11 protein-coding genes and 3 pseudogenes are annotated in these 13,752 nt (G+C 39.2%); 7 read left to right on the forward strand and 7 right to left on the reverse strand.

Annotated features, from left to right (window positions below):
* From rbcL to SAGCYANO_RS50405, 7 genes and pseudogenes are all read left to right on the forward strand, one after another.
* Nucleotides 1–156: pseudogene (gene rbcL, locus SAGCYANO_RS16675) on the forward strand (ribulose-1,5-bisphosphate carboxylase/oxygenase large subunit); the annotation flags it as partial.
* Nucleotides 157–528: 372 nt separating this feature from the next.
* Nucleotides 529–909, forward strand: a complete 381-nt coding sequence (locus SAGCYANO_RS16680) for a chaperonin family protein RbcX (protein ID WP_202221107.1) — start codon at nucleotides 529–531, stop codon at nucleotides 907–909.
* A gap of 308 nt (nucleotides 910–1,217) precedes the next feature.
* Nucleotides 1,218–1,553: a ribulose bisphosphate carboxylase small subunit gene (locus SAGCYANO_RS16685; RefSeq protein ID WP_202221108.1), complete on the forward strand. Its 336-nt coding sequence runs from the start codon at nucleotides 1,218–1,220 to the stop codon at nucleotides 1,551–1,553.
* Between the two features lie 427 nt (nucleotides 1,554–1,980).
* A complete protein-coding gene (locus tag SAGCYANO_RS16690) occupies nucleotides 1,981–3,126 on the forward strand; it encodes an RNA-guided endonuclease TnpB family protein (RefSeq protein WP_202221109.1) in 1,146 nt (381 codons plus the stop codon).
* 324 nt (nucleotides 3,127–3,450) lie between these two features.
* Nucleotides 3,451–3,774, forward strand: a complete 324-nt coding sequence (locus SAGCYANO_RS16695; RefSeq protein ID WP_255502583.1) for a GNAT family N-acetyltransferase — start codon at nucleotides 3,451–3,453, stop codon at nucleotides 3,772–3,774.
* A 106-nt stretch (nucleotides 3,775–3,880) separates the two neighbouring features.
* Nucleotides 3,881–4,225: a hypothetical protein gene (locus SAGCYANO_RS49290; protein WP_307785908.1), complete on the forward strand. Its 345-nt coding sequence runs from the start codon at nucleotides 3,881–3,883 to the stop codon at nucleotides 4,223–4,225.
* Entirely contained in the window at nucleotides 4,111–4,533 is a 423-nt protein-coding gene (locus tag SAGCYANO_RS50405) for a Uma2 family endonuclease (RefSeq protein ID WP_375339955.1), read from the forward strand. Before SAGCYANO_RS49290 ends, SAGCYANO_RS50405 begins: the two co-directional genes overlap by 115 nt.
* Before the next feature lie 337 nt (nucleotides 4,534–4,870).
* On the opposite strand, the gene SAGCYANO_RS16705 is transcribed toward SAGCYANO_RS50405, so the two are convergent.
* From SAGCYANO_RS16705 to SAGCYANO_RS16735, 7 genes and pseudogenes are all read right to left on the reverse strand, one after another.
* Nucleotides 4,871–5,590: a Uma2 family endonuclease gene (locus SAGCYANO_RS16705; protein ID WP_202221158.1), complete on the reverse strand. Its 720-nt coding sequence runs from the start codon at nucleotides 5,588–5,590 to the stop codon at nucleotides 4,871–4,873.
* A 485-nt stretch (nucleotides 5,591–6,075) separates the two neighbouring features.
* Entirely contained in the window at nucleotides 6,076–6,795 is a 720-nt protein-coding gene (locus tag SAGCYANO_RS16710; protein ID WP_202221111.1) for a Uma2 family endonuclease, read from the reverse strand.
* Nucleotides 6,796–6,963: 168 nt separating this feature from the next.
* Nucleotides 6,964–7,725 carry a YebC/PmpR family DNA-binding transcriptional regulator gene (locus tag SAGCYANO_RS16715; RefSeq protein WP_202221159.1) on the reverse strand — a complete coding sequence of 254 codons (762 nt, stop codon included), beginning with the start codon at nucleotides 7,723–7,725 and terminating at the stop codon, nucleotides 6,964–6,966.
* A gap of 324 nt (nucleotides 7,726–8,049) precedes the next feature.
* A complete protein-coding gene (locus tag SAGCYANO_RS16720) occupies nucleotides 8,050–8,424 on the reverse strand; it encodes a histidine phosphatase family protein (RefSeq protein WP_237396245.1) in 375 nt (124 codons plus the stop codon).
* Nucleotides 8,405–10,395 (reverse strand): annotated as a pseudogene (gene ltrA / locus SAGCYANO_RS16725) (group II intron reverse transcriptase/maturase). Before ltrA ends, SAGCYANO_RS16720 begins: the two are co-directional and overlap by 20 nt.
* Before the next feature lie 585 nt (nucleotides 10,396–10,980).
* Nucleotides 10,981–11,292: pseudogene (locus SAGCYANO_RS16730) on the reverse strand (histidine phosphatase family protein); the annotation flags it as partial.
* 1,280 nt (nucleotides 11,293–12,572) lie between these two features.
* Complete coding sequence (locus SAGCYANO_RS16735) at nucleotides 12,573–13,646, reverse strand: bifunctional 2-polyprenyl-6-hydroxyphenol methylase/3-demethylubiquinol 3-O-methyltransferase UbiG (protein ID WP_202221112.1); 1,074 nt, start codon at nucleotides 13,644–13,646, stop codon at nucleotides 12,573–12,575.
* Between the last annotated feature and the right edge of the window lie 106 nt (nucleotides 13,647–13,752).

Raw genomic sequence — 13,752 nt, forward strand, 5'->3', positions numbered from 1 at the left:
GAAGCTTGTATCCAAGCTCGTAACGAAGGTCGTAACCTCTTCAAAGAAGGTGGCGATGTTATCCGTGAAGCTGCTAAGTGGTCTCCTGATTTGGCCGTTGCTTGCGAACTATGGAAAGAAATCAAGTTCGAGTTCGAGGCAATGGATACCCTCTAAGTCTGTCTTTGAGATGTGGGATTTTAGATTTTAGATGGCAATTCTGAAATAGATATGTCAAACTTGTCTGCTAAGGATTTAAAAAGCGTTCAGCTTTCAGCGTTCAGCATTCAGCTTTTTATTCTTAAAATTTGGCTGCTGGACTAGCAGTGTCAGTCTGTGGAGCGACCGTAAGACCAGAAAGAGGTTTGGCCTCGGAGGCAGGTGCTAGGAAGCAGAAAGTCCTGAGTCGCGAGGTTTAGGAATCCCGCGTTGTCGCGCCATGCACAACGTCGGGAGGATGTCAAGTGGACTATCCACGCTGATTGCTAGTTAATCAATCCTTTATCTAAAATCTAAATTCTAACAACAATATTCAGGCTGGGGTCAAAAATGGATATTAAAAAAGTTGCGAAAGATACTGCAAAGGTACTGACGAGCTACCTGACCTATCAAGCTGTGCGGAATGTAACTGCTCAGTTACGAGAGACAAACCCTCCCTTAGCAATTTGGTTAAGTGGTTTTTCCTCAACAGGCAAAATTCAAGATGGAGAAGCTTATCTACAAGAGTTACTCCAGGAAAATAAAGAATTAGCATTTAGAGTGATGACCGTTCGAGAGCATTTAGCAGAGGAAGTGACTGAGTATTTACCAGAGATGGTTCGCAGTGGTATTCAGAAAGATAATATGGAACATCGCCGTCGGTATCTCGAGAAGATAACGCAACTAGAAATAGCAGACCCTAGTTTAGATCCAGAGCAACAAACAGATTAGCCACGAAAATTTGCGGTTAAAATAGCAGTCAGCACCTCAGGGGTCAGCGGTCAGCTCTCAAGGCATAAAATGGGGGATACTCAAGAGAGCCGCTCCGCGTCTACAAACCCCCATCAACGTACACCACTAATTTTTCAAATAAATATAGTGGGGGACGCCGAACCCGCCGATTTTAGCTGATAGCTGATAGCTGATAGCTGATAGCTTGTTAAAAATTCCTCCACGGAGAGACCGGGGGGCTGAGATATAAAATCTTGATTGATTCAAAATTTGGCTCCCTTGCACATTGTATTAAACAGTAAAAAAACATGAGAACATTACCAAAAGAGCGTCGTTACGAAACCCTTTCCTATTTGCCTCCTCTGACAGATATGCAAACTCGTAAACAACTTGGGTATATTCTAGAGCAAGGTTTCATCGCTGGTGTAGAATTCAGCGAGTCTTCTGCACCAGAAATGCACTACTGGACTTTGTGGAAGTTACCTCTATTCCATGCCAAAACAGTTGAAGAAGTTTTGATGGAAATTGATGCTTGCCGCTCTGAAAATCCTGATTGTTTTATCCGCGTGATGGGTTTTGATAACGTGAAGCAGTGTCAAGTATTGAGCTTCATCGTACACAAGCCTAATCAAAGAAGATACTAAATTCATCGCTAAATTAATTTAGTATAGTGGGGTAGGCAATAGTCTGTCCCACTGTTTTTTTGGGATTTTGTCCGGTAGCGATCGCCTCACTCTGAAACGAGACTTTCTACTTTTCTCCTGACATAAATTTTATAGACCGCGACTGATATAGCGCTACGCGCAAGGCAACAGGCAACAGGCAATAGGGGAATACAAAAGGGCTTCAGTTTCTATTCATGTCCTAACCTTAATGCATAGCGCTATATCAACTAGGGCAAAATGTACAAATAAATTTGTACTATAACTTTTCGAGCTAAAATGGAACTTATACCACAAAAAGTTGAAATTAGCACCCAAAATATCGCTTATTATAAAAGTTCAGGTAAGGGGCTTGTAACTGTTGGCTAAGATCTGGTATTATCTATAAAAATCTGGGATTATCTGTTTTATGTTACTTGGATATCATACTGAACTACACCCCACAAAAGTGCAAAAAACATTACTGGCTAAACACGCTGGTGTCGCCCGTCATGCTTATAATTGGGGACTATGGTTAACTAGGAACATCCTTAATCACAATTCTAATAATCCTGGTAGTAAACTAAAATTTCCCACATCTATCGACCTGCATAAACTTTTGGTAGCAATGGTTAAACCTAATAACTATTGGTATTATGAAGTATCTAAATGTGCGCCTCAATATGCTTTGAGATATTTATCAGAGGCTTGGAGGCGTTGCTTTAGTAAAGTGTCAGCTCAACCTAAATTTAAGAAAAAAGGTAGAGACGATAGTTTTACTTTAGATGGTTCAATATCAGTAGGTTTTAATCAGATAAAACTACCTCGAATTGGATGGATTAAAACTTATGAAATTTTGCCAGATAATGTAAATCCTAAATCTGTAACTATTAGCAGGAAAGCTGATAGATGGTTTATTAGTTTCAAAATGGAAAGGACACCCCAAATTAGTGAGAAATCAGTAGATGTAGTTGGCGTAGACTTAGGAATTAAAACTTTGGCAACATTGTCAACAGGGGAAGTATTTGATGGCTCTAAATCGAAAAAAAAGTTAGAATCTAAACTATCACGACTGCAATACCTAAACAGGCATAAAACCAAGTTTTCCAAGAACTGGAAAAAAGCACAGGTAAAAATAGCCAGACTACACAAAAAGGTGGCTGATATCAGGAAAGATGACATAAATAAACTAACGACCTATTTGGCTAAAAACCACAGTCAAATAGTAATAGAAGACTTAAATGTATCAGGAATGATGTCAAATCATAAGTTGGCTAAGGCTGTTGGGTCCATGGGTTTTTACGAGTTTCGTAGACAGTTAGAATACAAGTGTGAGTTATATGGTTCTGAGTTAATCATCGTTGATAGATGGTTTCCCAGTTCTAAAACCTGTAGTAGGTGTGGAACAGTCAAAGAGTCTTTGTTGTTATCAGAGCGTATTTTTAATTGCGAATGCTGCAATTTTAGCTGTGATAGAGACTTGAATGCAGCGTTAAATTTAGCTATGGCGGTCAGTTCGACCGTGACAGCTTGTGGACTGGATAACGCCGACGTTGCCAGAATGAAGCAGGAATAGAACAGATAATCATAGATTTATATAGATTATCATAGGTTTCTAAGAACGGTATAAATACTATTATGGAAAAAAATATTATTAGAGCAAGAACATAAAGCAACAGGATCGAAGTTTTTTTTAGCTTTTATGGCAAATAGTCATATCAAGTACTTAATCAAGCTTGCTCAAGACGAAAGTTTAATAGATTTACTTGGTTGGAATACATTCTTTAATCCTCATGATACGGAAGAATTTATAGAGGCAATTTCAAGTTACGCTTTCCCCTATTCTCGCAAAAGTCGGCCTATACCATTTGGAATTTGCCTAGAGCCATAAAATTTTCCCATTGGATATGTAGTATTAAAAGGCTTAAACATGGATTTGTTAACTGCTGAAATTGGTATAGCAATTCTGGATGAAAAATATAGAAATAAAGGATACGGACCCCTAGCATTCAAACGACTAATTATTTATGCATTCCAGGAATTAAATATTCAAACAATTGGAGGCGTAATTTTGTTATCAAATAACAGGTCAATTAATATGTTTAAAAATCTCGGTTTTGTAGTCAGAGAAATTATGTACAAATCATGGCCAATGCCTAACGGAGATTTAGCAGATATGGTATTGATGGAATTGAAAAATGATAGTATTACGCGCCAGAAGTAAGAGAAAATGGCCATTTACTCCCTACAGCCAGACATGATATAACTTGTGCATTATTAAATTTGATATAATTAATCGGAATAAATTCATCAATTCCCTCACTCGGTTTATGACTGCTAACACTCCTGTTGTCAAACCTATTAGTCAAATACAACTTGCTGCTGGAAGTGTTATGACTATTCCTAATATCAACTGGCAAGAATTTGAATTAATTTTGCAAGAATTGGGAGAAAAACGTGCTGCTAAAATCGCTTATAGCAACAACACTTTAAAAATTATGGTTCCTCTACCAGAACATGAAATTTCTAAGGATTTAATTTCTGATGTTATCAAAATTTTATTGAAAAAACAGGTCAAAAGTATCAATCTTTCGCATCAACTACTTTTAAAAAGGAAGGTGCAGCAGGAGTTGAACCTGATGCTAGCTTTTATATTCAAAATTATCAAAAAATAATCGGTATTCGCCGACTACAGTCAGACGACCCACCTCCAGATTTAGCTATTGAAATAGATCTGACATCGAAGACAACTATTGATGCTTATGAAGATATTGCAGTACCGGAACTATGGATTTATGATAACGGAAAACTGACTATTTATTTGTTGAGAAATGGCAAATATTTCCTATCTAATATTAGTGCTATTTTTCCCGAAATACCTATTACTCAGATTGTTCCTAACATTGTTGAACGTGCTTGGCTAGTAGGAAGTTTTCAGGCATTAGAAGAATTGGAAAATATGATGATTACTGATGATTTTTGAGTGAAGTAAGCAATATCTGTATTAACTATTTTTCTGAATGTTATATATTATTGTCTTTGGCATTAAAAATTTTACAGCGTTTTTCATTTCAGTAGACCACAGTAGGGGCGTTAACGATAGTTATGCGAAGCAAATGGCATTTGCGCTCCGTAGAGCTGCCGCTTTACATGTCGCGGAGCGTTAACGGAGTTATGCGGTAGCAAAACGCCCTTACAGGGTTTTGGCTATGACGAATGTGGTTTATCAATCAGCAAAAGCGCTGTAAAATAGCAGGAGGAAATAGTAGCTTTAATATAGATTATAGATAAATTTTTAAGCTTAATTTCCTCCTTTATTGTTATTTTAATTCATCTGGGTCGATACCCATTTCCCGTAATTTTTCAGCTAAAAGTTGTGAACGTTTTTTTTCTGACTCTAAAGCTGTTTCTTTCTGTTGTAACTGCTCATCTTTCTGTTGTAACTGTTCATCTTTTTGTTGTAGCTGCTGGGCAATTTCTCCATAACTAGAGAAAACTTCACCATTGGGACGATAAAGTTTTAACTCTTCCCCAGACATATCAAAGCGAATACCCAACCTCGGACTTACCCAATCATCCATCGACTCTATTATATCTAGATTTCCCTCTAAGCACGAAAAACCACTTAATTCATTTTTATCGGGGTCATAAATATAGTATTCTTCGACTCCGTGGCGGTTATAAAATAACAACTTTTTATTCATTTCTTTTTGAGTATTGCTAGGAGATAAAATTTCAAATACTACCTGTGGTGCAATATTATTTTCCTCCCATTGTTTATAAGAACCTCTATCTCCCTTCGGTACTCCAAAAATTACCATCACATCAGGAGCTTGAGTAATTTTCGGATTTCCTTGTTGTGGATACCAGAGTAAATCTCCTGCCACAAATACCATTTCATCATCAGCAAATAACCAATCTAAATTACCGTGAATAATAGTTATCCAACGAAATTGTTTTGTATTATCTGCCATGGGTTGACCATCACTTTCTGGATAAATAATAGTTGATTGTTTTTCAGATTCTAGTTGAGAAACCATTGTTACTTCCATGATAATTTCTGCTTTTAATTAGGGTTTGCGTATGGAAAGTATGAGTGGTAGGGGTAGGAGACAATCCACCCCTCGCCCCTCCCCTCCCAACCCACCCTAACCCCTCCCAGGAGGGGAGGGGAGGAGGGGAGACAGGAGACAGGAGACAACCCACCCCTAACCCCTCCCAGGAGGGGAAGGACAGGATAAATGGAAATTATAGAGGAGGTAGTCGGGTATATTTGTCCCAAGATTTTTCTGCCATAATCATCCCAAAATACTAGCTTTATGCAGCTCTTTAGACCGAAACAGGCGCACTTTTTAAAGGCAAAAAAAGGCTGAAATCAATATCTGTCTGTGCTTTGAGATTTAATCAGCAAGCCCTAATTAGAACGCTAATTCTATAGCAATTCCTCAATGAGCGATCGCCAATTCATCAAAGAGGAGAAGGAAATAAAAATAGTAGCTTAATCTTTAATTTCCTCCCTCGAATTCTATTTTAATTCATCTGGTTCTATACCCATTTCCCGTAACTTTGCAACTAAAAGTTCTAACTGTTCATCTTTCTGCTGTAACTGTTCATCTTTCTGCTGTAACTGCTCATCTTTCTGCTGTAACTGCTCATCTTTCTGCTGTAACTGCTCCTTGATTTGTTCTATACCTTGAAAAATCTCCCCATTCGGAAGATAAAGTTGTAATTCTTCCCCAGACATATCAAAGCGAATACCCAACCTCGGACTTTCCCAATTATCCATTGAGTCTATGACATCTAAATCTTCCCCAGAACGCAAAAAACCACTTAATTGATTTTTATCGGGGTCATAAATATAGTATTCTTCTACTCCGTGACGGTTATAAAACAACAACTTTTTACTCATTTCTTTTTGAGTATTGCTAGGAGACAATATCTCAAATACTACCTGGGGTGCAATATTATTTTCTTCCCATTGTTTATAAGAACCTCTATCTCCCTTCGGTACTCCAAAAATTACCATCACATCAGGAGCTTGAGTAATTTTTGGATTTCCTTCTACCGGATACCAAAGTAAATCTCCTGCCACAAACACCATTTCATCATTGGCAAATAACCAACTTAAATTACCATGAATAACTGTTATCCAACGAAATTGTTTAGTATTATCTGCCATGGGTTGACCATCACTTTCTGGATAAATAATAGTTGATTGTTTTTCAGATTCTAGTTGAGAAACCATCTTACCTCCCATAAAAATTTAAACTTTTATATCACGTCTGGATAATCAGTTATAAAAAAACTTTCTCTCTTATTTTCTTTCCTTTCTTACTCCAAAATGTAAGTATTCAACCGAACATGATATTAATCATAGTTCGATCGTTCCCAGATAATTTTGGGAAAAAATCATCTAAACTAAAGCAGCAGAAATAAGTTCATTTGCTATATCAAAATTAGCTGTCACATTCTGCACATCATCAAGGTCGTCAAGAGCATCCATTAACTTCAGGAGCGATCGCGCCTGGTCTGGATCTGTCACCTCAACAGTATTACTAGCAATCCACCGAAACTCTACCTCACTCACATCAAAGCCTTTACCTCGTAGCATCTGACTAAGATTTTCCAAATTAGTAGTTTCAGTAAATACCTCTGCACCTTGAAAATCTTCTTCAGAAATCATTTCATAATATTCCGCTTCCCCTTCAACAGATGCTTCCAATAACTCATCCTCATCAACAGACCCTGTAATAACCACCACACCCTTGTGGTCAAACATCCAACTGACGCAACCAGTCTCACCTAGATTACCCCCATTTTTAGTAAACGCACTTCTGAGGTCTGCTGCTGTACGGTTACGATTATCTGTAAGTCCCTCAATCAGAATCGCTACACCACCTGGCCCATAACCTTCATAACGAATCTCCTCCAGTTCATTACCATCATTGAACTGACCAGAACCTTTAGCGATCGCCCGCTCAATATTATCATTAGGAATACCTGCCACCTTTGCCTTATCTATCGCTGTACGCAACTGAAAATTACCTGCCGGATCGGCCCCACTACGAGCAGCAACAATGATCTGGCGAGAAATTTTAGCGAAAACCTTGCCTTTAACAGCATCAACTCTAGCTTTTTGGCGTTTAATATTCGCCCATTTACTGTGTCCTGCCATAAAATCAAATAGTGTCAAAAAAATACATTTTCATCAGTAATTTTGATAACTATTCACAGGCAAAAAAATCCTGGTAGAATAGTTATCAAGCTCCTATAAAAATTGTATTTTAACGCTTTTTACTGAAAAATTAAGATTTAAAGCCTCTCCATTCATGGAGAAAAAGCGGTCAAGGGAGGGCGTTAGCGGAGCTTGACGTTAGTCAATGCCATTCGCCCCTACAGATGGCATTTTCAAGGTGAATTTGCCTAAGTCCTGTAATTATTAATTATTAATTATTAATTATTAATTGTTGAAGGCTTTCCTCAAAACTCACCTACAAGGTTAAACAAACCTGATATTGGTTTCCATATTATCCAGGTGAGAAGTATCGCCACTTAATTCCATCACCCATTGTTGTTTTTCACGAACAATTTTAACTAAACAACAAAGAGAGGCTTTAATTTCCATCTTAGCAATTTCACCTACTAACCCTGCAGCAGTGCCAATAACTGAAGCTCCGTGCCCCAGTAATAAAATATTTTCTGTGGGAAACTGTGCCACTAGATTTTGAGTAGTTTCTCCAGCACGCTTCATACAAGCTTCCCAAGTTTCAGGATATTGGGGAGTACCTGCATTGTAAGAAAGATCGATTCTGTTGTAAGTTTTGGCCATTACTTCTAGAGATAGAGTTGTTAAACTAAGCCAGTTTGTTACCAAACCGACTCGTCTTCAGAACCGGACGTGAGACTTTCACCTCATCACGGCTCCTCTCTTAAACGTCCCTTGTCATGGGTACATCCTGCATCAGAGTTAACATATCGTCAATCCATATATAATTTTCAGGTAAGTCCTGTGGCTTAAATTTTGGATATGTCTTTTTGTATGATGCAGTTTTACTGTCGTGGCAATGTCGGTGCAACAGTTGTTTATTCTTATATGTGTTGTCACCACCTTTAGACCTTGGTTTTATATGGTCAACTTCAATTAGGTCAGTTGGTCTAAAGGTTAGTCCACAAGATGCGCATTTATTCTTTTGCCGTTTTAACAGCGTTGTGACTTCTTTCCTTACGCCTGGGTATTTACCGATTCTATTACTCCAATAAGTCCAGTCGCCGTCATAAGGGGATTTATTACCTTTAACTTTGATGTGCCTTATAATAGGAACATCTGAGTGTCGGTTTAGTATATATTCGCCGTCATTAAGTAACCAATTTATGGTTCCTTTGCAGCGAGGGAAATACTTATCTTTAACCCATTTAGCCGACTTATTTGGATGCCTTCTACTTACCCATCTCCATAGTCTTATCCATAGGAGATTATCTATTTTACTGAATATCTCTTTACTGACTACGGTTGAGAAGTAGTTAGCCCATCCTCTAATTACCGGATTTAATTTAGCTATTAAAGCTTTAGTAGGAGCGGTTTTGTTCTTATCACATATATCCGCAAGTTTCCGATAATGAGTTTTTATACTCTTAGAGGATGGTTTAATCAGCGTTTTAAATCCTTGTTTGGTTGACTTGGCCTTCCATTGCCTGATTGTGAATCCTAAGAAGTCAAATCCGGGTTTATTTCCTTCATATTCTTCCAAGGTGTGGGCAATTTTGGTTTTCTCTGGTTTTAGTTCTAATCCTACCTGGTTTAACCATTCCTGTATTACGGCTTTTGCTTGTAGCACTACTTTGATGTCTTCGTGTAGGATAACAAAGTCATCAGCATAGCGTATTAAAGTTAAGGACTCTTTCTTTTGTCTTTTTTTGTACTTTTCCCCATTATCGTTTCGGATATCTAGGGTTTTGGCAAATTCCATTAGCCTTTCTTCCATACCGTGTAGGGCGATGTTTGCTAGTAAGGGCGATATTACCCCTCCCTGTGGTGTACCTTCCACAGATTCTAGGAATTGATTATTGTCAATCACTCCAGACTTTAACCATTGTTTGATTAACCGTCTGTAGGGAGATTGACCTATCTTTCCTAGAAGTGCATCATGGTTAATTCGGTCAAAACACTTTGATATATCGGCATCTAGTACATATTTTGGTTTTTGCTTGATGCTTTTGTAGATGGCCTCAATGGCATCATGTGTTGACCACCGGAAAAGACCATAGCTATTAGGTTCAAAACGTGCCTCCCACTCTGGTTCCATACCTAACTTAACCAAGGCTTGTAACGCACGGTCGTACATTGTTGGAATTCCAAGAGGTCTCTTTTCATCCCTCCCTGGTTTTGGTATATAGACTCTGCGGGTCGGGCTTGCTTTGAGGTGTCGTGATGCGAGTAGGTTCACCAAGTTTAGTCGCTGCATTGGAGGTAGGTTTTTAATACCATCTACCCCGGCAGTTTTCTTCCCTGGTTATCCTGTGTCACGCGCCTAACAGCTAGCAACCTAGCATAATAGCTTTTCAAAAGAAGTTTTTGGTATCTGCGCATCTTGCGGAGTTCGCCACTCATGGATGCTTTGTAAATCAATTTTTGTAATCGGAACACAGATTTCTCTACCTTCTTCCAGTCAATATCCCTCCATTTAAGGTTAGGATTGATTGAAATTTGTGAAGGTATGTCCTCTGTATCCCGTGCTACGCTTAAAAAGCGAGTGCGTAATTCTGAGGTCTCCTCAGAATGTAAGACGCACTCAAGAAATGGCTTAGGATTTCCTAATCTTCTTTTTAGTGTCTGAGCTTTGTTCATTACTATTCATTGCCTTACATTACGTCTAACAGTGGATACGTCTGCAAATTAATGCTTCTTATCCAATCCTACTCTCCCTTTGACCTACAACCGTTGTGCAGATTGACCTTGAATGGCTTCCTAAGTTCTCGACCTATATTCTTAGGTGTCTTAGGGAGGTTTCCTCGTTCCCTTATTCCTTTATTACGGCTGATTTAGTGGGGTAAAATCTCCCGGAGGGTTCGGTATGATTGTTGATAATCTCGCCAAAATAGGATTATCCATTGACCCCCTGACTTTCGTCCTACACTCCATAGCTACCTTTGGAGCGGTTCTGCTTAACGAGAGTTTAATTACCTTCCTATTCGTCCACTTATCAGCCTTTGCTCGCGGTATCGTTCCTCGGTAACTGGTATTTTCCCGCTTTTAGACCAGCTTCGGAGATTGATGTTCAGTCTCTACCCGTGGCCTATGCTGTCAACCCAACAACAAGGCGGATGGAATTTCACCATCAAGGTAATAAGAGTTTTCCAATGACTGAATATTTTACCTCCTTTAGGATTAGTCACGGAAGGCCATTTATATCTAGTTTCCTAGCTTAGTAGCCAACGAGTCGCACTCTGGCATAGCAGGCATCCATTCTGGATTTAACCATTCACAAAGGCCCCAATCTAATTTAATCGGTAAATCAAGAATTTCTGCTACTTCATTGGCAGTTTGTACAGTTCGCAGAAAGGGGGAGGAAAAAATTTGAGTGATATTTTCCCCAACTAAACGGTTTGCCAGTTGTTTGGCTTGAATCACACCATCATCCGACAGATGAGGATCATATGGTCTTTCAGCAGTATTAAACCATTCGGGGTTTACGAAGTCGATGCGGTTTCCGTGCCTTGCTATCCAGACTGTTTGTTGAAACATAGGTTCATCTGTTGCAGATTGCAATTTTAAATATATAGCAATTACAGCGCAATTCATTAGACTTTTTGCAGAAGTCAGGGAATAGGGGTGCAACCCAGCGTTGGCGACAGACGCAAGGGGTTATATCCCGGCGTTTTGCTCCGCAACATATAAAGCAGAGCGGCTCTGTCAAGAGCTGGTCCACTCGCCATGGAAACGCCGACCAAGAGAGGAAATGCTGACCAAGAGAGGGAATAGGGACGATTTTTCTTCCTACCTCGTCTATAATTCCCATTTCTCCTGATATCAAATCCGTTTAATTGGACATAAAAAAATTCTTCAATCGTGATAACTGCTAAATCTTTGTAATTCTCTCTCCTCCTGACTTCCCCTCCCTCCTGGGAGGGGTTAGGAGTGGGTTGGGAGGGGAGGGGCGAGGGGTGGGTTGGGAGGGGGAGGGGCGAGGGGTGGGTTGACTCCTCCTGACTTAACCATTCTATAACTGTTTAACCGGATTTGATATGACTTCTAACTTCTAACTTCTGACTTCTAACTTCTGACTTCTGACTTCTAAGTCCTCCCCTTACCAAAAGACTTTTTCAGCAAACCCTAGATATGCTGTGTCTTTACAAAATCTTCATAAAACTTTTCAGTATCTTAACCGTATCTTTACACAAAAAGACCGAAATAACTGCTAATGTATAGATAAATAAATATAAGTATTAACTTATTTGTTAATGATTATTTTATTGGTTTGTGTGTTGTAATTAGTTTAAGCTTCCTCAAGGAGAGGAGGCTATTTTTTTTGATACCCTGAAATACTTTTTTAGCTAAACCGTCGAGAAGCCTGCGCGCGAAATTTTAAATTTGGTGTGAGATTAATCGGCGGTAAGCGTAAAATCTGATTGCGAAGCTAGGCGTGTAGTTTTTCGATCTGCAAAAAGGGCAGCGGGGTATCCCGTCCTTAAAGCACGCGCTTGTCCTATGCAATAGCAGGACTGCGAAGCGAGAGAGCTTAAACTATACCGAATGGTTAGTGTGGGAGTATGTCACATGAAGTCCTATTGATTTTGGTAGTGAGTATTTATACAGTTTCGCTTACCGAAAAATTGTGGTATAAAGTCTCCCTTTTTAAAGGGATATAAAGCGGTCGAGAGATGGCGAGGTCTGGGAGCCATATCCATCAGACCAAGAGAAAAAGAAGATTCCGTATTTTCAAGCCTCCTTATTACAGAAGGTACTGTTAGCGTAGCTCCTCCGGAGGAGGCTAACTGATAACTGTTAACTGTTAACTGAAATGACTACATCCGCCTACATAATATCCACCTTAACTCTACAGGTGGTCTACCATTAGCTAGAGGAAATATATCTTTACCAGTAGCCCAACTTTCAAACCAACTTGTAGGAGGCCAAGCTGTTTGAGGCAGATGTTGACGTTCATATTCTATAACTAACTCATTAGAAACGATCGCCAAGGGTAAACCATGCATCGCCGTTGCAAATTCCTTAGCAGTGAACAAACTGGACCAAGATAACTGTGCCATCTCTCGGACTAAATCATCCGGTACATACCCATCTACAGTTAAAAATATATTGAACAGAAGCATACCACCAGGACAAATAAAATCAGACATTTTTGCCAGAAATAACCGTAGTTGCTCTACATCGCGAAAATGAGAAACTACTTCTGTAGCGATCGCCAACTGATAAAAAGCTGGCTGCATTCGTGTCAGTGGGTCAAGAATATCTCCCTTAACCACATTCATAGATAAATTTTCTGTAGCGATCGCCGTTTGCAACTGTTCAATAAAAGCAGGCGTTAACTCTAAAACATCTACATCATGACCTTTTCGTGCCAGAGGTAAAGCATTCCTACCCGTTCCCCCACCCACATCTAATATTTTTAATGAAGTATTTTTACGAAATTCTGCCACAGTTGCTAATACTCTAGCATCAGGGTGAGAACCAAACAAGGGAGGCTTTCTCTTCTCTACCCAAGACTCGTACTGTTCCCCTAAAGTTGGGCTACGAACAGTTACTTGGCAAGCCATACCTTTTTTGGGAGGCTTCACTAATTCATACTGAATAACTAATATTGAAGTTGAAGAAACATTAAACCCCTCTGCCAACTTCCTTTCCATCATTTGACGCAATTGTAGTTGTCTTTCCTTGGGCATTGGTCTACCCAGGTGAGAAAACAAGCTTTCTACAATATTTGTATAATGCTCAAGCATACCAGGCAGACATGGAAATGCCAACTCACCACGTCCTGAAATATGGCTATCAAGCTTATATATAACAGCTTTTTTCAGAATATCTGGAGAAGTTACAAGTGGCAGTTGGTCACTTATTGATAATGTCTGTTCGTGGTTCATCAGCAGATTATGCTTTAATTAGTTTTTTTGATAGTCTAGTACAATTTCATAGATTACTGTACCTGTCTTAACCTTGAATCCTACTGGTATTGGGCGATTGTCAACA

This window comes from Okeania sp. KiyG1, assembly GCF_014132355.1.
In the GTDB taxonomy this organism is placed as follows: Bacteria; Cyanobacteriota; Cyanobacteriia; order Cyanobacteriales; family Microcoleaceae; genus Okeania.